The organism is Streptomyces sp. NPDC029014 (genome assembly GCF_055564695.1).
In genome coordinates, this window is the sequence record NZ_JBVHVT010000111.1 from 1 (window position 1) to 22,650 (window position 22,650).

Genomic DNA, 22,650 nt, shown 5'->3' on the forward strand with positions numbered 1-22,650 from the left:
ACGCCCGGTTACATTCCGAACCCGGAAGCTAAGCCTTTCAGCGCCGATGGTACTGCAGGGGGGACCCTGTGGGAGAGTAGGACGCCGCCGAACAATTATTGCGGGAAGCCCCGCACCAGCCCTTAGGGGCTCGGTGCGGGGCTTTTCTGCGTTCACCGGCAGGGCCGCCGGCCCCAACCAATCGGCGGGTAGCTGACGTTCAGGCCGCGGGCAGCAGTGGGGTTCGTCATCGTGAGGATGATCCGGTCCTCAGTCGTCTCCACCCTCCAGTGGTCTTCCTGGTGTTCGGCGAGTTCCGCGAGTTACTCCGCGAGCACGTGCAGCCGACGCAGTTGCTCGGGGGTGCGGTCGGCCATGGGCTCCTCCGCGATTACGTTGGGGGTATGGGCTATGACCTCGTCATCTTCGACAACGACGGTGTGCTGGTGGACAGTGAGCCGGTCGCCAACACCATCCTCGCCGGGTACCTGACCGAGCTGGGGCATCCGACCAGTTACGAGGACTCGATCCGCGACTACATGGGCGCCGCCGTGCACCGGGTGCACGACCTCGTACTGGAGCGGACCGGGCAGCGGCTGCCCGCCGACTTCGACGAGACCCTGCACGCGCGGACGTTCGCCGCGTTCGAGCGGGAGCTCACGCCCGTCCCCGGCGTCGTCGACGTCCTCCGGGCGCTCACCGCGCGCAGCGCGCCCTACTGCCTCGCCTCCTCCGGCAGCCACGAGCGGATCCGCGTCGGGCACCGGGCCGCCGGGCTCACCCGGTGGTTCGGCGAAGAGGTCATCTTCAGCGCCCAGGACGTCGGCCGCGGCAAGCCCGCCCCCGACCTGTTCCTGCACGCCGCCCGTAGCATGGGCGTCGACCCGGCGCGGTGCGCCGTCGTCGAGGACAGCCCGCTCGGGGTCCGGGCCGCGGTCGCCGCCGGCATGGACGTGTACGCCTTCACCGGGATGACGCCCGTCGAGCGGCTCACCGGGGCCACCGCCCACTTCGCCGACATGAAGGAACTGCCCGGGCTGCTCGAACTGCCCGTGTGAGATCTCTACCCACCGGTAAGGCCCGGGCCTACGCTGTGCCGCCATGACGGACGATCTGCGGTTGCGGCGCGGGCGCGGTGCGCTGGGGTTCAGCTTCTTCGTGCAGGGCGTCACCTTCGCCCTCCTCGTGACGCGGATCCCGGCCATCCAGGACCGGTACGGGATCTCCGACGGGCTGCTGCCCGTGTTCCTGGCCGCCGTGCCCGTCCTGGCCGGGGCCGCCAGCATCGTCGCCGAGCACCTCGTCCGACGCGTCGGGCCCGCCGCCGTCCTGCGCTGGTCGCAGCCGCTGGTCCTGCTGGCCCTCCTCGGCGTCGGCGCGGGGAACACCCTGTGGCACGCGGCCGCCGCCCTCGGCGCGTTCGGGCTGGCCGTGGGCGCCCTCGACGCGTCCATGAACATGCTCGGCGTCAGCCTCCAGCGGGCGTACGGCCGCAGCATCATGCTCGGCTTCCACGCGGCCTACAGCCTCGGCGGGATCGTCGGGGCGTCCGCCGCCTGGGCCGGGGCGCACTGGCACCTGGGGCTGTTCACCTCCTACCTGCCCGCCGTGGCGGTGCTGCTGCCCCTCGCCTTCGCCGGCAGCCGCTTCTACGCCACCCAGAAGAGCACGGGGCCCGCCCCCGGGCAGGAAGAGCAGCCGCAGGGGCCGCAGGGGACGCGAGGCTTCCGGCCGCTGCTGCCGCTGTGCCTGGTGATGGCGTGCGCGTACATAGGGGACTCGACCGTCTCCAACTGGAGCGCCAAGTACCTCCAGGACGTCCTCGGCAGCTCCGAGCAGCTGGCGACCGTCCCCTACAACGTCTATATGGTCACCACACTGCTCGGCCGGGCCGTCGGCGACCTCGGCGTGCGCCGCTTCGGCGCCGAGGCCGTCGTACGGGCCGGGACGCTGCTCGCGGCCGGCGGGTTCGTGGTCGTGGCCGCCGCGCCCGGCGCCCGGGCGGGGATGGCCGGGTTCACGCTGCTCGGGCTCGGGCTGTGCGTGATCGTGCCGCAGACCTTCGCGGCCGCGGGGCGGCTGTTCCCCGGATCCTCCGACACGGCCGTCGCACGGCTGAACATCTTCAACTACGTGGGCTTCCTGGTCGGTTCGCCGCTCGTCGGCGCGCTGGGCGACGCCTGGAGCTACCGGGGGGCGATGCTCGTGCCGGCGGCGTTGGTGCTGGTGACGCTTCTGCACGCCCGTTCGTTCGGCGCGGAGGGCGCCCGATACGGTGTCCCGCATGAGCAGCCGCGGGTTGTTGATGTGGGACGAGGCGGTCACGGGGTATGACTTCGGGCCGAGCCATCCGATGGATCCGGTGCGCCTGGCCCTGACCATGGGCCTGGTGCGGGCCTTCGGGCTGGACCGGGAGGTGGAGGTGCGGTCCGCCCCGGCGGCCGGCGACTCCACACTGCGGCTCGTGCACCGGGAGGACTACGTCGCCGCCGTCCGCCAGGTGTCCGCCGACCCGGGCAGCGCCGACGGGACGTACGGGATCGGCACCGTCGACGATCCGGCCTTCCCCGGGATCCACGAGGCGTCCGCGTTGATCGCCGGCCAGTCCGTGGCGGCCGCGGAGGCGATCTGGCGCGGTGAGGCCGAGCACGCGGTGAACTTCGCGGGCGGGCTGCACCACGCGATGCCGGGCGGGGCCTCCGGGTTCTGCGTGTACAACGACGCGGCCCTCGCGATCGCCCGGCTGCTGGAGCTCGGCGCGGAGCGCGTCGCGTACGTGGACGTGGACGTGCACCACGGGGACGGCGTGCAGGAGGTGTTCTGGGACGACCCGCGGGTGCTGACCGTTTCCCTGCACGAGCACCCCGCGACCCTGTTCCCGCAGACCGGTTGGCCGCAGGAGACGGGCGGGCCGGCAGCCGAGGGGTCCGCGGCGAACGTGGCGCTGCCCGCCGGGACGGGGGACGAGGGGTGGCTGCGGGCGTTCCACGCGACGGTGCCGGAGCTGCTGGCCGACTTCCGGCCACAGGTGCTGGTGACCCAGCACGGGGCCGACACGCACTTCGAGGACCCCCTCGCGCACCTGGCGGTGTCCCTGGACGCGCAGCGGGCCGTGCAGGAGTCCTGCCACCGGCTCGCGCACGAGTACGCCGGCGGGAAGTGGCTGGCGCTGGGCGGCGGCGGGTACGCGGTCGTGGACGTCGTCCCGCGGTCGTGGACGCACCTGGTGGGGATCGCGGCGCACCGGCCAGTGGACCCGGAGTCGGCCGTGCCGGCGTCCTGGCGGGACGAGGTGTACGCGCGGACCCGGCAGCTGGCGCCGGGCCGGATGACGGACGGGCGGACGGTCGCCTGGCGGGACTGGGGCGCGGGCTACGACCCGGCCGACCGGGTCGACCAGGCGGTCCTGGCCACCCGGCGGGCGGTGTTCCCCCTGCGCGGCATGCTCACGTAGCGGCTCGACACCACGCGCGGGTCCGGCCGGCCCGGCGCGTCGCCCAAGCCGGGGCAGTCTGCCGCATCGTTACGCCAACGGTGGGGCCCTCGGCCGGAATCGATGATCCGGCCGGGGCGTTGCGGCAGCATCGGAGCGTGTTGAGCACCGGCGCGCTGCGAGCGCATCTGCTGGCCGCCCGCCTGGCCGGGCCCGTCGCGACTTCCCGGGAGGCGAGCCTGCGCAGCTACCGGCTGTTCGCGGCCCGGGACCCGCGCGTCCTGCTGGGGCTGGATCCGGAACGCTGCTGGGGCGAGCGGGACCTGTTGGGCCTGATGGCCGAGAAGTGCGGGGTCTCCGCGGATCCCGCGCACGTCAGCGGGCCGGACGTGATCGATCCGGAACGGACGCTGGCGGCGTTGCGGGCCTTCGCGGAGCGGCTGCGGGCGGCGGCGGCGGCACGGTCGCGCGTACTGTTCGGCACCGGTCACCCCCACCGTCTCCTGGGGTTCTACGCCAGTTTGGCCCGGGCGATGTCGGCGGCTGGCTGTGATGTCCTCACCCCGGCGCAGGGGGTGAGTGTCGACATGGCGACCCGGTTCGGCGTACGCACGCACAGCCTCGATTACGTACGGGGGGTCGCGCTGGTGCGAGAGCCCGGCGCGCGGCCCCCCGGCAGTGCCACCGGCGCGCACACCCATTCACCGCTGCCGGTTCGGATCGCGCTCGGGGCGCTCGCGGACGCCGGCGGACCGCTGCCGGAACTGGTGGTCGGGGACCACGGGTGGGTCTGCGGTGCAGGTCAGCTGGGTGTGGAGGCGATCGGGCTGGCGGATACGGACGACCCGGCGCTGTTCGTGGGCGAGGCCGAGGGGCGCGTATCGGTCGCGGTTCCGCTTGATGACGCGGTGCGCGCGGACTACTACCGACCGCTCACAAGGTATCTACTGGACCGGGCGCGCCTGCCGGGCGCGCAGGAGTGGCCGTAGCTCCTCTTCCCCACTCGTATCACACGCCCCTACTCTGAGGAGTGAGCGTGCGACGACGAGGAGTAACCGGAGGGGAAGCCGGTGCCCGTCATGCGCGGAAGGTCAAGGTGTGTCATGGCTGCTGGCGAGAGGCCTCTCAGTGAGGTTCAGTTCCTGACCGTGGCGGAGGTCGCCTCGGTGATGCGAGTGTCGAAGATGACCGTGTACCGACTGGTGCACAACGGTCATCTGCCCGCAATCCGGGTGGGCCGGTCCTTCCGGGTCCCCGAGAACGCGGTCCACGAGTACCTCCGAGAGTCCTATGTGGGGGTGGAGTCGGCCTGAGAGTGGGGCCCGCGACACCTTCGGGTCACCTTCGGGACGACTCGGATTACAAGCTCGGAGCTCGGGCGGGTAGGCTAGGCCGACGTAGGTCGTGTGGGCCCAGACGCCCCGCACCGATCCCCGCGGGCGCGGGGATGTTCCGAGAAGTGAGCGAGGGTAGTCGTGGGCTCTGTTATCAAGAAGCGGCGCAAGCGGATGGCGAAGAAGAAGCACCGCAAGCTGCTCAAGCGCACCCGCGTCCAGCGCCGTAACAAGAAGTAAACGGCAGCTGTACGTGTTCTCCGCAGCCCCTCCACCATCCTTTGGTGGAGGGGCTGCGGTGTAGCCGGGGACAGGCGGGAACGACGAGGGAGGCGCTGAGCTCGTGGGGAAGGTCGTGCTCGTGACCGGGGCTGCCCGGCAGCTGGGGGGCCGCTTCGTGCGGCGCATCCAGCGGGACCCCGACGTCGAACGGGTCATCGCGGTCGACGCGAGCCCACCGCCCGGCAGTCTGGGGTCGGCCGAGTTCGTCCGTACGGACATCCGGCAGTCCTCGATCGCCCGGGTCCTCGCCGAGCACGCCGTGGACACGGTGGTCCATCTGGCGGTCACCGGGGGCAGCGCCGGCACCGGCGGCACGGGCAGCTCGGTCAAGGAGACCAATGTCATCGGGACGATGCAGCTGCTGGGCGCCTGTCAGAAGTCGCCGACGGTCCGCCGCCTGGTGGTGAAGTCCAGCACGTGCATGTACGGGGGCGCCCCGCGGGATCCGGCCGTCTTCTCGGAGACCACGCAGCCGAAGACGCAGCCGCCGGGCGGCTTCCCCAAGGACGCCGCCGAGGTCGAGTCGTACGTACGGGGCTTCGCGCGCCGCCGGCCGGACGTCGCGGTGTGCGTGCTGCGGTTCGCGAACATCCTGGGCCCGCACGCGGACTCGGCGCTCGCCGAGTACTTTTCCATGTCCGTCCTGCCGACGGTGTTCGGCTACGACCCGCGGCTGCAGTTCGTCCACGAGGAGGACGTGCTGGAGGTGCTGCGGTTGGCGGCGCAGGAGCCCCAGCGCGGCACTCTCAACAGCGGCACGTTCAACATCGCCGGGGACGGCGTCCTGCTGCTGTCGCAGTGCGCGCGGCGGCTGGGGCGGCCGACGGTGCCGCTGGTGCTGCCGGCGGTGACGTGGGTCGGGGCGGCCCTGCGGGCGGTGGGCGTCACGGAGTTCTCACCCGAGCAGATCAGACTCCTCACGCACGGGCGGGTCGTGGAGACCACCCAGATGCGGGAGGTGCTGGGATTCAAGCCGATGTACACGACCGCCGAGACCTTCGCCGACTTCGCGCACAGCCGGGGGAACGGGTTGCTGCCGCCGGAGCGGGTGGGCAGGGCCGTCGACCGGGTCGCGCAGATGCTGAACGTCGGGGTTGCCGGCGCCGAAGAGGGAGCGCAGCGATAGTGGCGGACGCCAAGGTCATTCCGTTCGACGAGGACCGGCCGCGCCGGCGGGCCATCGGGATCCGGCGGGTCCGGGCGGTGCCCGCTCCGGCGCCCGCACCGGAGGCGGCGGCACCGGTCGCACCGGCCGGGGAGCCCGCCACAGGCGGGGACGGCGGGTCCGGCGGGCAGGCCGGCCCGGGCGGCGGCGGGCGGCCGGACTGGGACCGGCGGGTCGCGGGCGGGCTGGCGTTCCTGCGGCGGCGGATCACGGGGGAGTACGAGGTCGACGAGTTCGGCTACGACCGGGAGCTGACGGACCAGGTCCTGATGTCCCTGCTGCGGCCGCTGTTCGACAAGTACTTCCGCGTCGAGGTCCGGGGCATCGAGAACATCCCGGCGGAGGGCGGCGCGCTGATCGTCGCGAACCACTCCGGGACGCTGCCGCTGGACGGGCTGATGATGCAGGTGGCGGTGCACGACCACCACCCGGCGCGGCGGCACCTGCGGCTGCTGGCGGCGGACCTGGTGTTCATGCTGCCCGTCGTCAACGAACTGGCCCGCAAGGCCGGGCACACGCTGGCCTGCTCGGAGGACGCCCAGCGGCTGCTGGAGGCGGGGGAGCTGGTCGGGGTCATGCCCGAGGGCTTCAAGGGGATAGGGAAACCGTTCGGCGACCGGTACCGGCTCCAGCGGTTCGGGCGGGGCGGGTTCGTGTCGACCGCGCTGCGCGCCGGCACGCCGATCGTCCCGTGCTCGATCGTCGGGGCGGAGGAGATCTACCCGATGGTCGGCAACGCCAAGACGCTGGCACGGCTGCTGGGGGTCCCGTACTTCCCGATCACGCCGACGTTCCCGTGGCTCGGGCCGCTGGGTGCCGTGCCGCTGCCGACGAAGTGGACGATCCAGTTCGGGGAGCCGATCGCGACGGACGGCTATCCGCCGGAGGCGGTGGAGGACCCGATGCTGATGTTCAACCTCACGGACGAGGTGCGCGAGCAGATCCAGCACACGCTCTACAAGCTGCTGGTGCAGCGCAGATCCGTCTTCTTCTGACGCTCGCCTGCCGCAGGTCGGCCACCGGCTCGCGACGGCACGGTAAGGTGCCCGGCCCCCTTGGGGACCGGGCACCTCACCGTGTGGGGCGTGCCCCGGGGCACGCCCCGGTGGTGCCGGGCGCGCCCTAGTCGGCGTCCTCCGCCTTCAGACCCAGGCCCGGTAGCAGGCCCGGGAGCAGCGGCGGGAGGGTGATCTCCGGATGCGGCGCCTCCGGCGAGGACGACGGGGCAGCCGGGCTCTGGCCGGTCGGCGGGTGGAGCAGGTCGCCCGCGCCGCCGAGGAGGCCGCCGCCGGGGGCCGGGGACGACTTTCCGGCAGAGGGCGGTGCGGCCGGGGCCTGGCTGGCCGCGGGCGCGCTGGCGCCCGCCCCGGGCGCGGGGTGCTGCTGTCCGGCCGGGGCGCTCGGTTGGGCGGGCGCCCCACCCGTGCCCCGGCTCGGTTCCGGGGGCTTCGGGAGCAGGCTCTGCAGCGGAGCCACGTCATCGTCTATGGCCTGGAACACCGATTCGACCTCGCCGCCCACGTCGGTGAGCTGGGCGGGAAGTTGGTCGCGCAGCTTGCCCCAGGCGTCGCGGTGTGCACGGGAGAACGTGGACAGCGCCTGGATGGGGCCGAGCGAGCCGTCCCGCTCGTAAGCCGCCTGGAGGAGCCGGTGGCCCTCCGCCGCGTCGTGCTTCATGCCGGCGAGGGCGCGTCGGATGGCTCCCAGGGACTCGTGGTCGAGCGCGCCCGAGCGGCCGCGCTCCATGAGTCTGCGGGCCTCCGACAGGCGGTTGGACGCCTGGTCCAGGTAGAGCTCGCCCCGGTCGGCGTCCTCGTCGGCCATGCCGAGCTTGAGGTCCTCCATGCCCCGTTTGACGGGGTAGAGGGTGTCACCGGGTAGGGCGTCCGTGCTGGCAGCGGCCACGCCGCTGAAGGCCCCCGCGGCCACACCCACGGTGAGGCCGCCTGCTGCGATGCCCTTGGACCAGCGGGAGCGGGGCCGCAGTTTCCGGAGCGGGGTCGCCCTGTGGGCGCCGCGGCCGGCCCGCTGTTCGGGCAGCTGAGGGTCCGCGGCGGCACCGCCTCCGGCCCTCTCCTCCATCACCAGGGCCTCCATGGCGGCGACGAGCTGTGCTCGCTGCACCACTTTGACCTCGGGGTCCAGCACCGGGCGCGGCATTTCGCCGAGCACGTTCGCCAGGGCCAACAAACGTTCGTGGTCGGCAGACTCGGCAGGTGCCTCGGACTGCTCGGCCGCCGGGTCCCGTTCGGAAAGGTCGGACGCTGGGTTCCGATCCTCCAGGGCCTGGGCGAAGGCGTTCGCCCGCCGGTGCGGAGTCACGTTCGCGATCACTGGCGGCACCTCCTCTCGTCATGACGATCGACTCCCCACGGTGTCCGGAAGGTTGCCTTCCTTGAGCACGTCCACACTTTCGAGTGAGCGGCTTCAGGCAGGGCGTGTCCAAAGGGAGCCTGCATTCCGCACAACGAGCGGCGCGGCAGTTGGGTTACGGACGAAGGATGATCGGACCACAGCGTCATCGAGGGGTCACCGGTTGTGTGGATGGTGCGACGGTCGGAAGGGGTGGGGGAGGGCACTGCGGGCGGGCGGGTGCGGTCCGGCGGCGGACGGGTCAGCGGGCGTCGTCGGGGAGCAGGCGGGCCAGCGTGCGCACGGCCCGGTACTGGAGGGTCTTGATGGCACCCTCGTTCTTCCCCATCACCCGGGCGGTCTCGGCGACCGACAGGCCCTGGAGGAAGCGCAGGGTCACGCACTCCTGCTGCTGCGGGTTGAGCTTGCGGACGGCTTCCAGCAGGGCCGCGTTGGAGAGGGACTCCAGGACCGATTCCTCGGGGGACCGTTCCACCTCGTTGGCGTCCAGCATCTCGCCCGTGGTCACTTCGAGGCGGAAGCGGCTGGACTTGAAGTGGTCGGCGACCAGGTTGCGGGCGATGGTCACGAGCCAGGCCCCGAAGTCGCGGCCCTGCCAGGTGAAGGTGGAGATGCGGCGCAGCGCACGCAGGAAGGTCTCGCTGGTGAGGTCCTCCGCGGTCGCCTTGCCGCCGACGCGGTAGTAGATGTAGCGGTAGACCGTGTCGCTGTACTGGTCGTAGAGCCGTCCGAACGCCTCGGCCTCGCCGGCCTGGGCGCGTTCGACCAGGTCCATCATGCGGGCCTGGTCGCTGTCCGCGGTGGGGCGGCGCGCGGCCGGTGCGCTCGTGCCGGTCGCGGTGCCGCCGCCGCTGCGACCGCGTCTGCCCACCGTCGCTCCCCCGTCGGCCAGGGCATAGCAAGGACCGGCCGGGCCGAGGCCGGTGGCGAAGGCGGGGGCGGCGTACGCGGTGGGGACGAAGCCGCGCAGGTGGCCGAGGACCGTTGCGCGCAGCGTAGCCAGGCCCGAGGCGTCAACCCCGACAGGTGGGTACACGGGACTCCCAGAGGCAGAGCTTCCATCACGTGCAGTGCGAGGCCGTTCACCCGTCGTGGCGACAGATGGGCGGCGGCATGCGTCTGAGGAGAATAACGCTTCGTACAGGCAGCGCTACACCCAGTTGCTCAAATCATCGATTCCGACGCTTCTGTTGCACATCGAAGGCGTTTTCGGTCGCAATTCGTGATCGCTTGCCGATCACTTGGCGGCGCGGAATGGGCAGTTCCGCGCTGGCTCGCGACCACGTCGGGCATGCGTGCGTGCCCTCCCGCGAGCGCGGGTAAGGGTGAGGGAATGTCCGCCGGGCGGCGGACGGGGAACCGCCCGGTGCGCGGCCGGGCGGTCCCGGACCTGCTCCGGTGCAGGCGGCGGCCCGAACCCGGGGCCGCGGAGGGCTACTTGCGGCGGCGGTGCAGGGCGATGGCGGCGGCCGCGCCGCCCGCGATCGCACCGACCCCGGCGGCCGCCGGGACGCCCACCTTCACGGCCTTGCGGCCGGTCCGATAGTCGCGCAGCCGCCAGTCGTGCTCCCGGGCATGCTTGCGCAGTTTTGTGTCCGGATTGATCGCGTACGGATGTCCGACCAGTGACAGCATCGGAATGTCGTTGTGCGAATCGGAGTACGCCGCGCAGCGCGCGAGGTCGAGGCCCTCGGCGGTGGCCAGCGCGCGGACGGCCTCCGCCTTCGCCGGGCCGTGCAGGGGCTCGCCGACGAGGCGGCCGGTGTAGAGGCCGTCGACGGACTCGGCGACCGTGCCCAGCGCCCCGGTCAGGCCGAGCCGGCGGGCGATGATCGTGGCCGTCTCGACGGGGGCGGCGGTGACCAGCCACACCTTCTGGCCGGCGTCGAGATGGGCCTGGGCCAGGGCGCGCGTGCCCGGCCAGATCCGCTCGGCCATGTACTCGTCGTAGATCTCCTCGCCGATCGCCATGAGTTCGCTGACCCGGTGGCCCTTGACGATGGACAGGGCGCTGTCGCGGGCGTCCTGCATGTGGTCGGGGTCCTCGACCCCGGCGAGCCGGAACCACGCCTGCTGCCAGGCGAAGCGGGCGAGTTCGCGGCGGCGGAAGAACTCCCGCTTGTACAGGCCGCGGCCGAAGTGGAAGATCGCGGCGCCCTGCATGACGGTGTTGTCGAGGTCGAAGAAGGCGGCGGCGAGGGCGTCGCCGGCGACCGGGAACTCGGGCTCGGCGACCTGTGGCGCCTCTTCCGCCGCGGGGGCGGCTGCGGGTTCCGCTTCGAGGGCCTGCGCGGACTTGCGGGCGGCCTCGGCCGAGGCCTCGCCTGCCAGCACGCTCCGCGCGGTCGCGGAGCGTCTACGGTGGGTGAGCCATCCCAGAGCGGCCATGACGCGAGCATAGCCACTGTGTTCGGGAGTTCCCGAACCGCGGCGGTGCCGGGCGCGTGAACTCTTCTGTGCCGGGGTGTGACGGACGGGCGCGGGACAATGGGGCGCATGAGCCCTTTGCTGCGCCGTAAGGAAAAGAAGAGCCCCGCCGAGCGGACGGTCACCCTCGTCGGGAAGCCCGGGTGCCATCTGTGCGACGACGCCGAGGCGGTGGTCCAGGAGGTGTGCGCCGAGGTCGGGGCGCAGTGGGAGAAGAAGGACATCACCCAGGACGAGGAGCTCTACCGGCGGCACTGGGAGCAGATCCCGGTGGTGCTCATCGACGGGGAACAGCACACCTTCTGGAGGGTGAACCCGGACCGGCTGCGCCGCGCGTTGCAGAGTTGACCGCTCGGCCGGTTAACATCATGGGCGATTTGTGGGGTCTCGGGGGCGTATTGATGAGGAGTGTGCGCCGATTTGCCCCCCACGGGATTTGAACGGGTTCGGTACGTTGTGAGTCCTCACCCCCTGTGTCCGGATCGCGTGACCCCGGTCACTTTGCTCGGACAAACCGGACACAATCTTTGTGCACGCGTTCACAAAGACATAGCCTGCTGTCGACGGGGCGGTCCAGGGACGAGTGACCGCCTTCAGCCCCGCTCATCCCGCAGGAGCATCGTGGCAACTGGCCGAACACACCGACCGGCGACCCGCAGCCGAGGTATCCCCGAGGCCACCGTCGCCCGGCTTCCGCTGTACCTGCGCGCACTCACCGCGCTCTCCGAGCGCTCGGTGCCCACGGTGTCCTCCGAAGAGCTCGCGGCGGCCGCCGGAGTCAACTCCGCGAAGCTGCGCAAGGACTTCTCGTACCTGGGCTCCTACGGCACGCGCGGCGTCGGCTACGACGTCGAGTACCTCGTCTACCAGATCTCCCGCGAACTCGGCCTGACCCAGGACTGGCCCGTCGTCATCGTCGGCATCGGCAACCTGGGCGCGGCCCTCGCCAACTACGGCGGCTTCGCCTCCCGCGGCTTCCGGGTCGCCGCCCTCATCGACGCGGACCCGGCCATGGCGGGCAAGCCGGTCGCCGGTATGCCCGTCCAGCACACCGACGACCTCGAAAAGATCATCCGGGAGAACGGCGTCTCCATCGGCGTCATCGCGACCCCGGCCGGAGCCGCCCAGCAGGTCAGCGAACGCCTGATCGCCGCCGGCGTCACCTCCATCCTGAACTTCGCGCCGACCGTGCTCTCCGTGCCGGACGGCGTCGACGTGCGCAAGGTCGACCTGTCGATCGAGCTGCAGATCCTGGCCTTCCACGAGCAGCGCAAGGCCGGCGAGGAGCCCGGCGCCGGGCCGGCCGCCGGTCCCACCGCTCCCGCCGCCGACACCGACCCGGCCGAGACCCCCGCGGCCCAGGCCGCCCAGGCCGCCGCTTCCCCCGCCGCGGGCACCCGCAAGAGCGGCCCCGACGGCGACGTCCCGGCGGTGATGCCGGCATGAGTCTGCTCGTCGTAGGCCTGAGTCACCGCAGCGCCCCCGTCAGCGTGCTGGAGCGCGCCGCGCTGTCCGCCGACGCCAAGGTGAAGCTGCTGCACGACACCGTCGCCGCGGAGCCCGCGGCGGAGGCGGCCGTCCTCGCCACCTGCAACCGCATCGAGCTCTACGCGGACGTCGACAAGTTCCACGCCGGCGTCGCCGAGCTGTCCACGCTGCTCGCCCAGCACAGCGGGGTCGCCCTGGAGGAGCTCACCCCCTATCTGTACGTGCACTACGAGGACCGCGCCGTCCACCACCTGTTCTCGGTGGCCTGCGGCCTGGACTCGATGGTGGTCGGCGAGGGCCAGATCCTCGGCCAGATCAAGGACACCCTGGCCCTGGGCCAGGACCTGCACACGGCCGGCCGGCTCATCAACGACCTCTTCCAGCAGGCGCTGCGGGTAGGCAAGCGGGCCCACTCCGAGACCGGCATCGACCGGGCCGGGCAGTCGCTCGTCACGTTCGGCCTGGAGCAGCTGACCGCCGGCCGCGAGACCGTCGAGGCCTGGGCCGCCGGCAAGCGCGCCCTCGTGATCGGCGCCGGCTCCATGTCCTCGCTCGCCGCCGCCACCCTCGCCCGGGCCGGCGTCGCCGAGATCGTCGTGGCCAACCGCACCGCAGAACGCGCGGAGCGTTTGGTCGAGATTCTGGTTGCCTCAGGCACAGGGGTGGCCGCCCGCGCCGTGCCCATGGCCGCCGTCACCGCCGAACTGACACGAGTCGACGTCGTCGTCTCCTGCACCGGCGCCACCGGCCTCGTCCTGACCGGCGACGACGTCGCCACCGCCGTCGCGGACGGCGGCCCCGCCGGCCTCCTCCCCGAGCAGGCCGCCCCGGCCCGGGCCCAGGCCCCGGCCGCCCCCGGCACCGCCGAGCGGGCCGTCGCCGGGCTCGACCCCGAGGTCGTGGCCCGCCTCGCCGCCGTCGCCGCAGCAGGCGGCCGACTCGCCGACGCCGGAAGCGCCCGCACCATCCCCGCCACCGGCACCCCCGGTTCCACCGGCCCCGGCGTCGACGGCTGCCCCGTCGACGTCCCGGCCCCCGCCGGCCGCGCCGCGCTCACCGGAGTCGACGCCAACGCCCTCGAACTGCACGGCACCTGGGCCGACCAGGGCGAGGCCGCCGCCCAGCGGCAGCCCCGCCGCGGCACCCGCAGCCACGCCGACGGGGCCGCCCCCGTCCGGCTGGCCCTGCTGGACCTGGCCATGCCCCGCGACATCGACGCCGCCGTGCACCGCATCCCCGGCGTCCGCCTGGTCGACATCGAGTCCCTCGCGGAAGCCGCCGCCGACGCGCCGATGGCCGCCGACGTCGACGCCGTCCGCGGCATCGTCGCCGACGAGGTCGCCGCGTTCGGCGCTGCCCAGCGCGCCGCGCACATCACCCCGACCGTCGTCGCCCTGCGCGCGATGGCCGCCGAGGTCGTGGCCATGGAGGTCGCGCGCCTCGACGGGCGCCTGCCCGAGCTCGACGCACGGCAGCGGGCCGAGGTCACCCAGACCGTCCGCCGCGTCGTCGACAAGCTGCTGCACGCACCGACCGTGCGCGTCAAGCAGCTCGCCAGCGAGCCCGGCGGCGCCGGGTACGCCGAAGCGCTGCGCGAACTCTTCGACCTCGACCCGCAGACGGTGGCCTCCGTCAGCCGGGCCGACGCGGCCGGCATCCCCGGCGCGACCGCCGCAGCAGGCGCAGCCGGCACGGCAGACCAGAACCACGACTCAGGACGGGCATCATGAATTCACGGTCCGACCAGCCCCTCCGGCTCGGCACGCGGCGCAGCAAACTGGCCATGTCCCAGTCCGGCCACGTCGCCGACGCGGTCCGGGAGATCACCGGCCGCCCCGTCGAGCTCGTGGAGATCACCACGTACGGCGACGTGTCCCGCGAGCACCTCGCGCAGATCGGCGGCACCGGCGTGTTCGTCACCGCCCTGCGCGACGCCCTGCTGCGCGGCGAGGTCGACTTCGCCGTCCACTCGCTCAAGGACCTGCCCACCGCCCAGCCCGAGGACCTCGTCATCGCGGCCATGCCGCTGCGCGAGGACCCGCGCGACGCGCTCGTCGCCCGCGACGGCCTGACCTTCGAGCAGCTTCCCGACGGCGCCCGCATCGGCACCGGTTCGCCGCGCCGCACCGCGCAGCTCAACCACCTCGCGCGCACCCTCGGCAAGCGCATCGAGACCGTCGCCATCCGGGGGAACGTCGACACCCGCATCGGCTACGTCCGCAGCGGAGAGCTCGACGCCGTCGTCCTCGCCGCCGCCGGCCTCAACCGGATCGGCCGCAGCGCCGAGGTGACCGAGCACCTGCCGGTCGACAGCGTGCTGCCCGCCCCGGGCCAGGGCGCCCTCGCCGTCGAGTGCCTCGCCTCCGACGCGGACCTCATCGCGGCCCTCGGCCGGCTCGACGACCCGCACACGCGGGCCGCCGTGACCGCCGAGCGGTCCCTGCTCGCCGCCCTGGAGGCCGGCTGCAGCGCCCCCGTGGGCGCGCTCGCCGACCTGCTGGCCGACGGGCAGATTGTCAATGAAATGCGCCTGCGCGGCGTCGTCGGAACCCTCGACGGCGCGACGCTCGTGCAGCTGTCCACCACCGGTCCCGTGCCCCAGTCGTACGACGAGGCCATGGCGCTCGGCCGCGAACTCGCGGACGAGATGCTGGCCAAGGGCGCGGCCGGTCTGATGGGGGAGCGATCCCTTTGAACCCCTCACGTCCGACCACCTCCGCTCTTCCGGTCGCCGCCGCAGGTCACGGGCACGTCACCTTCCTCGGCGCCGGCCCCGGCGACCCGGGTCTGCTGACGCTGCGCGCCGTGGAGGCGCTCGCCGCCGCCGACGTACTGATCGCGGAGCCCGAGGTGCTCGAGGTCGTACGCACGCACGCGCGCGCCGGAGTGGACACGCCACAGCTGACGATCGCTGACGAGGCGTCAGCAGCCGCCGGCGTACCGGTGATCCGGGACGCGGCCAATCTTGTCATGGAGGCCGCCCGCTCCGGCAGGCGGGTCGTGCGTGCCGTCACCGGAGACCCCGGACTCGACGGCAACGCCGCCTCCGAGATGCTCGCCTGCGCCACCGGCGGCATCCCCTTCGAGGTGGTGCCCGGTGTCGCGACCGCCGTCGGCGTGCCCGCCTACGCGGGTGTGCCGCTGCGCGGCGAGCAGGGCGCCGACGTGCGGTTCGTGGACGCGCGCAACGCCTCCGCGCGCTGCTGGAGCGAGGTCGGCGCCAGCAACGGCACCGTCGTCGTCTCCGCGACGCTGGAGACCATGCCCGCCGCCTGCGCCGAACTGGTCGCCGCCGGACGCGGGGCCGAGACCCCGCTCACGGTGACCGTCGCCGGTACGACGACCCGGCAGCGGACGTGGAACGCCACCCTCGGCACCATCGCCCAGGTGTTCAAGCAGGGCAAGATCCTCCCCTCGCCCGAGGGCGGCCGCCCCGTGATAGCCGTGGTCGGTGAGCCCGGTGCCGCCGCCGCGCGGCGCGAGGAGCTGGCCTGGTTCGAGTCGAAGCCGCTGTTCGGCTGGCGGGTGCTCGTACCGCGCACCAAGGAGCAGGCCGCTTCGCTCTCCGACCAGTTGCGTTCGTACGGCGCGGTGCCCCACGAGGTGCCGACCATCGCCGTGGAGCCGCCGCGCACCCCGCAGCAGATGGAGCGCGCGGTCAAGGGCCTGGTGACGGGCCGCTACGAGTGGATCGCCTTCACCTCCGTCAACGCGGTCAAGGCGGTGCGCGAGAAGTTCGAGGAGTACGGCCTCGACGCCCGCGCCTTCGCCGGCATCAAGGTCGCCGCCGTCGGCGAGCAGACCGCCGCCGCGCTGGTCGAGTTCGGCGTCAAGCCCGACCTGGTGCCCAGCGGCGAACAGTCCGCGGCCGGGCTCCTGGAGGACTGGCCGCCGTACGACCCGGTCTTCGACCCCATCGACCGCGTCTTCCTGCCGCGCGCCGACATCGCGACGGAGACCCTGGTCGCGGGCCTGATAGAGCTCGGGTGGGAGGTCGACGACGTCACCGCCTACCGGACCGTTCGGGCCTCGCCGCCGCCGGCGGACACCCGCGAGGCGATCAAGGGCGGCGGCTTCGACGCCGTTCTCTTCACGTCCAGCTCGACCGTCCGCAACCTGGTCGGCATCGCGGGCAAGCCGCACAACGTGACCGTGATCGCCTGCATCGGCCCGGCCACCGCCAAGACCGCCGAGGAACACGGCCTCCGCGTCGACGTGCTGTCGCCGGAGCCGAGCGTCAGCAAGCTCGCCGAGGCCCTCGCCGAGTACGGCGCGGCCCGCCGCGAGGCGGCCCGGGAGGCCGGCGAGACCGTGTCCCGGCCGAGCGAGCGCCGCCCCGGCGCCCGCCGCCGGCGCACGACCTGACACGGAGCGGCTGAACGCGGCAGGGGCCCGGGTGCACGACACCCGGCCCCCTGCGGCATGTCCGGGCGCGGGGACGGGCGCGACCTGGGCGTGGGCCCGGCCGCCGGCGCGGGCACGGCTGCGGCGTGGGCCACGGCCCGGGCCGCCCGTGCGCGCGCGTACACCTGCGCAGGACGTACCCAGCCGGGAATTGAGTACGTGCGCGGATCCCCGCGCCCCGCCGCCGCGGTTCAGTGTCCCCATGACCGAGACCCCCCTCGCAGCCGCCGCCCCGGACACCCCGGACCCCCCGGACACCCCGGACGCCCCGCACGCGCCGGACGCGCCCGACACCCCGGACGGCCGCGACCGGTGGGCCTTCGTGGCTCCGCTGCTCTCCACCCTGCTGACCCTGCCGATGGGCCTGCTGGCGCTGTTCTACGCGGGGTTGTCGCCGATGGGCTGCGACTCCTGCGACACGCAGCAGGCCGACGCCTTCGACGCGAGCTTCGAGGTCGCCTGGTCGCTGTTCCTGTGCGGCCTCGCACTCGTTCTCGTCCTGCTCGTGGCCTGCTGGGCCCTGCCGTGGCAGCGCCGCAACGCCGTCCGGCGCGTCCTTCTCGCCCTCGCCGCTCCCGGGACGGTCGTGCTGAGCACCCTCGTCTTCTCGGCCATGCTCCATCTGCCGTGAGCGACGGGCCGGCGCGACGGGCGCCGGGCCGGCCGCGCCCGCCCCGTTCCCCGTCCGGGCGGGGCTCTACGCTGGTGCCGACTGCTGTCGAAGCTCGAAGAGGCGACTGAAGATGAGCGCGTACGGATCCTTCCCCGGCTCCCGGCCCCGCCGGCTGCGCACCACCCCGGCCATGCGGCGGATGGTCGCGGAGACCCGGCTGCACCCCTCGGACCTGATCCTTCCGGCGTTCGTCCGGGAGGGCATCAGCGAGCCGCTGCCGATCTCGGCCATGCCGGGCGTGGTCCAGCACACCCGGGACACGCTGCGGAAGGCCGCCGTCGAGGCGGTCGAGGCCGGCGTCGCCGGGATCATGCTCTTCGGTGTTCCCGCGGACGAGAACAAGGACGCGCTGGGCACCGCCGGCACCGAGCCCGACGGCATCCTCCAGGTCGCCATCCGCGACGTGAAGGCCGAGGTCGGCGACGACCTCGTGATCATGTCGGACCTCTGCCTCGACGAGTACACCGACCACGGCCACTGCGGGGTCCTCGACGCGCAGGGCCGCGTCGACAACGACGCCACGCTGGAGCGGTACGCGGAGATGGCCCAGGTCCAGGCCGACGCCGGCGTCCACGTCGTCGGCCCGAGCGGCATGATGGACGGCCAGGTCGGCGTGATCCGCGACGCGCTCGACGAGACCGGGCACGAGGACGTGTCGATCCTCGCCTACACGGCCAAGTACTCCTCGGCCTTCTACGGGCCCTTCCGCGAGGCCGTCGCCTCCAGCCTCCAGGGCGACCGCAAGACCTACCAGCAGGACCCGGCCAACACCCGCGAGTCGATGCGGGAGCTGGCGCTCGACCTGGAGGAGGGTGCCGACATGGTCATGGTCAAGCCGGCCGGCCCCTACCTGGACGTCCTGTACCGGGTCGCGCAGGCCGTGGGCGTACCGGTGGCCGCGTACCAGATCAGCGGTGAGTACGCGATGATCGAGGCGGCCGCGGAGAAGGGCTGGATCGAGCGCGACCGGGCCGTCCTGGAGACCCTCACCGGCATCAAGCGGGCCGGCGCCGACACGATCCTCACCTACTGGGCCACCGAGGTCGCCGGCTGGCTCCGCAACGACCGTTGAGCGCCGGCCGCTGAGCGCCGGGCGCAGGCCACTCAGCACTCCGGACCGTCACGGCGAAGCCCCCGCCTCCTCCCGCAAGGGGAGGGGACGGGGGCTTCCCGTTGCCCCGTTGCCCCGTTGCCCCGCCGGTGCGACGGGGAGACGGTGCCTCGGATCAGCGCGTCCCGTCCTCCTTGCCCCCGGGGCGGTCGTTGTCCGGCGTGACGGACTCGACGTCCGAGAAGTCCACGCGGGTCCTGGCGCGGGACGTCTCCGGGTAGCCGACGAACACCGAGCCCGACCCCGACGCCTTCGCGCGGTCCTCGTGCATCACCGCGTTCGGCGAGCCGGCCCGTACGACCAGCTCGTCGCCCTTCTTCGGCTCGACCCCGGTCGGAGCCCCGCCGTCGACCGACAGTTGGGCGCCGACCGTGTCGTGCACGGTGATTTCCACCGTGTCCTGGCCGCCGCGGGCCAGCACCCCGATCCGCTCGGTCTGGCCCGTGGTGATCCGCAGCCCGAGCAGCGCCCGCAGCTTCTGCGGGGCGCGCAGGTCCAGCGGCAGCGCCTCCACCCGCAGGGTGGTGAACGCGTCCACGACCCCTCGGATCCGGTCGCCGCGGGTCGTGCCGACGATGGTGACCTCGTCGTCGCCGCCTTCCGGACTGACCGTCACATCACCGCTGACGTGCAGGAAGTTCAGCGTCTGCGACGACGCGGCCCGGGTGAGGCGACCGCTGTCGGTACCGGTCGGCGTGAACGTCAGCTGGTCGTCGCGGGCACCGCCCAGGACGGCCGCACCGTGCCCGCCCGCATCGAGGTGCACGAGCGGGATGCCGAGGATGCCGACGAATCCGCCCGGGACGCCCGGGTAGCCCGTCACCCGGCCGTCCGCGATGTCGACCGCCAGGCCGGACGTCGCACCCGTGAGCCGCAGCGAGTACTTGGCGATGGTCACGTCCAGCACCGGCGACGTCCGGCTGACGTTCCCCGCCAGGTCCTCCAACTGCACGCCCACCCCGTACGTACCGTCGCGCAGCGCGGAGCTGACGACCTGGTACGCGCCGCCGGACGTCACGGTGTCCTTCCCGACCACCGTCGGGCCCGTGCCGCCCTTCGCCGGCGTGGCCAGCAGCCGCACCAGCGCGTTCGGCTCCACCGAAGAGCCCTGGAAGGCGGGCTTGACGAGGGTGGTGATGTCGTCGGCGTCGTTGCCGCCGGTGTCGCTCGACGACAGCAGGTCGGGCGCTGCGGCCGGGGTGGCCGGCGGGGTCGTGTCGAGGGTGACGAGGAGGTGGTGCGCGCTCTCCGTACCCGACCCGGTGACGTGGGAGGTGCCGGCGGTACGGGGGTCGTCGGACGGGTCGACGACGATCACCTCGGCGGTGATCAGGTTCTCCCCTTCCGTCAGCACCGGGTCCAGATGGGTCCGGTACAGCCCCGGCTTGCCGACCGGGTCGACGGGCTGGGCGAAGCCCACCCGCTGCCCGTCACGCTCCACGGCCACCTTGAAGCCGGGGGCGTCGTCGTCGAGCTCCGGCGTGGCGTTCTGCGGGGAGAGGGCGATGCCGGCGGCCCGCAGCTCCACGTCGTCGACCCGCAGGAGCAGGTCCGGGCCGGCGACCCTGGTGACGTCGTCGTTGTCGAAGCGGCCCGAGTCCGACTCCCGCTTGAGGTCCAACCCGAACGGCTCCGGGGCCGCCCGGTTCGCGACGGCCAGGTCGTACACCGCCTGCGGCGGGTCGGTCGGCGAGGCGTCACCGGGGCGGGACGGGTCGGCGACGTCCCGGCCGGTGACCGCGAGGAAGTACGGCTCGTCCCGGACGACGGGGACCGCGAGCCGGGACGTCGAGGTCCCGGGGCGGGTGGTGGCGCCTGTCCCGGTGGCGACGAGCGTGCCGTACTTGTCGTACGCGCGGACGAGGAGCGGCGAGACCACCTCGTTGAACGTGATCTCGGCGGTGACGTGGCCGGTGTGGCGCGGCTCGATCCGGAAGAAGTCCACGTCGGTGGCCGTGTGCAGGGTGAGCCGGGCCCGGTTGAACCGGTCGTCCGAGCCGAGCGCTGCGGCCACGGCCGCGTCGATCGACTCGTTCGGCTCGGCGCGGTCGGGGAACGCGCCGAGCGTGGAGAACACGTCGAAGTAGGTCGTCTGCGCGCCCTGCGCCTGGGCGGTCGCCGTGGGCGGGGTGGTGTTCCCCGTCCAGGTCGCGTACCCGATCCCGTCCACCGTCCACAGCCCGTTGTACTCGCCGATGCGCAGGGTCTGCTGCGTGGAGCCTGCCGTGCAGGAGAACCGGCACGGCGCGTTCAGGTCCGGGTCGAAGGGGGCGTCGGAGACGCGGAAGTCCGGCGACCAGGTCTGCCCGCCGTCCCGGCTGGCGGTGCCGTACAGCTCCAGCAGGAAGTCGGCGCCGCCGTTCGGGCCGGTGCCGTTGTTGCGGCGGCCGCTGCGGTTGTCGTACCAGGTGACGACCGCGTTGCCGTCCTGGTCGATGTGCGCGGTGGGCATCACGGCGAAGGACCGGCCGGGGCCGTGGTCGACCCGGCCGCGGGCGAAGGTCCGGCCGTGGTCGGTGGAGCGGGCGATGACGACGTCGGCGTCGTCGTCGTGGGCGAAGGCGTCGTCGGGGTCGTCGTTCGCGACGACGTACACGTTCCCCGGGCGGGCCGGGTCCGGCAGGATCCAGGGCTGCATGCTGCCCTGGAGCCAGAAGTCGGTGCCGGGGACGTCGTTGCCCGGGTCGCTCTGCACGTTGCAGGTGACGGTGGACTCGCCGGCGCGGAACGCTTCCGCCCGCTGCTCCACCGTGCCCGCGGCGAAGCCCTCGCCGCCCGTGCCGTCGCGCAGGAGCTGGGTGGTGCCCTGGCCGGCGGCTCCGTCGAAGCCCTCGTTGCAGAGGTTGGCGTGGTAGGCGACGTAGAGGTCGCCGTTCGCGGCGACGGCCGCGTGCGACGGCCAGACGTTCCCCTCGCCCGCCGCGGACAGCACGCTCGGCGTGGACCAGCCTGCGGCGCCGGGCGTCAGCCGGGAGAACTGGATCTGCCACGGGCTGCCGAGGTGCGTCCAGACCAGGTAGAGGTTGTCCCGGTGGGGGCTCGCCGGGTTCGCGTCGGCCACCAGCCACGGCTTGTCGTGGTTGTTCGGGCTGTTCCCGCTGACCTGGGTGGCCGTGAACGTCTGGGTGCCGGGCGTGGTCGTGTCGTTGATCCGGGCCACCCCGACGCCGAAGCGGTTCGCGGTGGTGTTGAAGCTGCTGGACAGGTGCGTGACGAAGAGCCGGCCCTGCGCGTCGAAGGCGAGGACCGGGTCGCCGGAGCAGGGCAGCGTCGACGTCCGCGTGATCGGGAAGTCGTCCTTGCCGAAGTTGTTGTCGATCCGGACCGTGCACCCCCGCATCACCGCGACCTGGCCGGGCCGGCGCGGGTTCACGGTCGCGTTGTGCGGCTCGTTGCCGACGTTGCCGAGGCCCCGGTCGTCGCCGGCGTGGGCGGGCGCGGCGGAGCCTAGGACGGCCAGGGCCGGCAGGAGGAGCAGGACGCCGACCAGGGCGGCGAGGGCGGTGAGGGTGGGGGTGCGGGTGGGGGTGACCGTGCGGGTGCGGGTGTGCTGCTCGGGGCGCGTGGGGGGCCGGCGTCCGTGGGGTTCGTGGTCCTGGCTGTTGCGACGGGTGCGGTTCACCGTGCCTCGCCCCGCTCTCTGGCTCTGCTCATCCCTCTCCTTCCGGCCGCCGTACGCATCGGCTGCGCTGTGTGCGAGAGGAATGTGGCACCGGGCCGGGGGAGGTCCGGGGGCGGCCGGGTCCGCGTCACGGGAATTCACCGGGTTCCCTTGCCGAATCAACCCGGGCGGAGGAGGGGGAGCGGGGGCGTGGAGTGCGGAGTGTGCGGGGTGCGCGGGGTGCGCGGGGTGCGGAGAGTGGGGTGCGGTGCCCAGGCCGGCAGTGGGGGGGGGGGGGGGGGGGGGGGGGGGGGGGGGGGGGGGGGGGGGGGGGGGGGGGGGGGGGGGGGGGGGGGGGGGGGGGGGGGGGGGGGGGGGGG

19 protein-coding genes and 1 rRNA gene are annotated in these 22,650 nt (G+C 73.2%); 16 read left to right on the forward strand and 4 right to left on the reverse strand.

Annotation, left to right across the window (positions count from 1 at the left end):
- The 9 genes from rrf to ACZ4VL_RS36560 all read left to right on the forward strand — a co-directional run.
- Positions 1-93: ribosomal RNA gene (rrf, locus tag ACZ4VL_RS36520) — 5S ribosomal RNA — on the forward strand; the annotation flags it as partial.
- Between the two features lie 290 nt (positions 94-383).
- On the forward strand, positions 384-1,037 hold the full coding sequence (locus ACZ4VL_RS36525; RefSeq protein WP_468209059.1) for an HAD family hydrolase: 654 nt from the start codon (positions 384-386) through the stop codon (positions 1,035-1,037).
- 43 nt (positions 1,038-1,080) lie between these two features.
- Positions 1,081-2,313 carry an MFS transporter gene (locus ACZ4VL_RS36530; protein ID WP_468209062.1) on the forward strand — a complete coding sequence of 411 codons (1,233 nt, stop codon included), beginning with the start codon at positions 1,081-1,083 and terminating at the stop codon, positions 2,311-2,313.
- On the forward strand, positions 2,264-3,433 hold the full coding sequence (locus ACZ4VL_RS36535) for an acetoin utilization protein AcuC (RefSeq protein ID WP_468209065.1): 1,170 nt from the start codon (positions 2,264-2,266) through the stop codon (positions 3,431-3,433). Before ACZ4VL_RS36530 ends, ACZ4VL_RS36535 begins: the two co-directional genes overlap by 50 nt.
- 137 nt (positions 3,434-3,570) lie before the next feature.
- Positions 3,571-4,401 carry a phosphatase gene (locus ACZ4VL_RS36540; protein WP_468209067.1) on the forward strand — a complete coding sequence of 277 codons (831 nt, stop codon included), beginning with the start codon at positions 3,571-3,573 and terminating at the stop codon, positions 4,399-4,401.
- A gap of 114 nt (positions 4,402-4,515) precedes the next feature.
- Positions 4,516-4,725: a helix-turn-helix domain-containing protein gene (locus tag ACZ4VL_RS36545; protein WP_008738568.1), complete on the forward strand. Its 210-nt coding sequence runs from the start codon at positions 4,516-4,518 to the stop codon at positions 4,723-4,725.
- 162 nt (positions 4,726-4,887) lie between these two features.
- A complete protein-coding gene (locus tag ACZ4VL_RS36550) occupies positions 4,888-4,986 on the forward strand; it encodes a 30S ribosomal protein bS22 (RefSeq protein ID WP_003948845.1) in 99 nt (32 codons plus the stop codon).
- A gap of 103 nt (positions 4,987-5,089) precedes the next feature.
- Entirely contained in the window at positions 5,090-6,154 is a 1,065-nt protein-coding gene (locus ACZ4VL_RS36555) for an NAD-dependent epimerase/dehydratase family protein (RefSeq protein ID WP_468209069.1), read from the forward strand.
- Entirely contained in the window at positions 6,154-7,188 is a 1,035-nt protein-coding gene (locus tag ACZ4VL_RS36560; protein ID WP_468209072.1) for a lysophospholipid acyltransferase family protein, read from the forward strand. Before ACZ4VL_RS36555 ends, ACZ4VL_RS36560 begins: the two co-directional genes overlap by 1 nt.
- Positions 7,189-7,315: 127 nt before the next feature.
- Here ACZ4VL_RS36560 and ACZ4VL_RS36565 read toward each other — a convergent pair whose 3' ends face one another.
- From ACZ4VL_RS36565 to ACZ4VL_RS36575, 3 genes are all read right to left on the reverse strand, one after another.
- On the reverse strand, positions 7,316-8,527 hold the full coding sequence (locus ACZ4VL_RS36565; RefSeq protein WP_468209075.1) for a DUF5667 domain-containing protein: 1,212 nt from the start codon (positions 8,525-8,527) through the stop codon (positions 7,316-7,318).
- 280 nt (positions 8,528-8,807) lie between these two features.
- Positions 8,808-9,602, reverse strand: coding sequence for an ECF subfamily RNA polymerase sigma factor, BldN family (locus ACZ4VL_RS36570; protein WP_361091111.1), 795 nt, complete (start codon positions 9,600-9,602; stop codon positions 8,808-8,810).
- Positions 9,603-10,000: 398 nt separating this feature from the next.
- Positions 10,001-10,954, reverse strand: a complete 954-nt coding sequence (locus ACZ4VL_RS36575; protein ID WP_468209077.1) for an HAD family hydrolase — start codon at positions 10,952-10,954, stop codon at positions 10,001-10,003.
- Positions 10,955-11,062: 108 nt separating this feature from the next.
- Here ACZ4VL_RS36575 and ACZ4VL_RS36580 point away from each other — a divergent pair, with 108 nt between their 5' ends.
- The 7 genes from ACZ4VL_RS36580 (at position 11,063) to hemB (ending at position 18,630) form a co-directional block, all read left to right on the forward strand.
- Positions 11,063-11,341, forward strand: a complete 279-nt coding sequence (locus ACZ4VL_RS36580; protein ID WP_468209079.1) for a glutaredoxin family protein — start codon at positions 11,063-11,065, stop codon at positions 11,339-11,341.
- A gap of 273 nt (positions 11,342-11,614) precedes the next feature.
- A complete protein-coding gene (locus tag ACZ4VL_RS36585; protein WP_468209082.1) occupies positions 11,615-12,439 on the forward strand; it encodes a redox-sensing transcriptional repressor Rex in 825 nt (274 codons plus the stop codon).
- Entirely contained in the window at positions 12,436-14,211 is a 1,776-nt protein-coding gene (locus ACZ4VL_RS36590) for a glutamyl-tRNA reductase (RefSeq protein ID WP_468209085.1), read from the forward strand. The genes ACZ4VL_RS36585 and ACZ4VL_RS36590 overlap by 4 nt, the downstream gene beginning before the upstream one ends.
- Positions 14,208-15,176, forward strand: coding sequence for a hydroxymethylbilane synthase (gene hemC / locus ACZ4VL_RS36595; RefSeq protein WP_468209088.1), 969 nt, complete (start codon positions 14,208-14,210; stop codon positions 15,174-15,176). Before ACZ4VL_RS36590 ends, hemC begins: the two co-directional genes overlap by 4 nt.
- Positions 15,173-16,846, forward strand: coding sequence for a bifunctional uroporphyrinogen-III C-methyltransferase/uroporphyrinogen-III synthase (locus tag ACZ4VL_RS36600; protein WP_468209090.1), 1,674 nt, complete (start codon positions 15,173-15,175; stop codon positions 16,844-16,846). The genes hemC and ACZ4VL_RS36600 overlap by 4 nt, the downstream gene beginning before the upstream one ends.
- A gap of 241 nt (positions 16,847-17,087) precedes the next feature.
- Positions 17,088-17,516 carry a hypothetical protein gene (locus tag ACZ4VL_RS36605; RefSeq protein ID WP_468209093.1) on the forward strand — a complete coding sequence of 143 codons (429 nt, stop codon included), beginning with the start codon at positions 17,088-17,090 and terminating at the stop codon, positions 17,514-17,516.
- A gap of 112 nt (positions 17,517-17,628) precedes the next feature.
- Positions 17,629-18,630 (forward strand): porphobilinogen synthase, encoded by a 1,002-nt coding sequence (gene hemB, locus ACZ4VL_RS36610; protein WP_468209096.1) that lies wholly within the window; start codon positions 17,629-17,631, stop codon positions 18,628-18,630.
- Between the two features lie 154 nt (positions 18,631-18,784).
- On the opposite strand, the gene ACZ4VL_RS36615 is transcribed toward hemB, so the two are convergent.
- A complete protein-coding gene (locus ACZ4VL_RS36615; protein WP_468209097.1) occupies positions 18,785-22,291 on the reverse strand; it encodes an Ig-like domain-containing protein in 3,507 nt (1,168 codons plus the stop codon).
- Between the last annotated feature and the right edge of the window lie 359 nt (positions 22,292-22,650).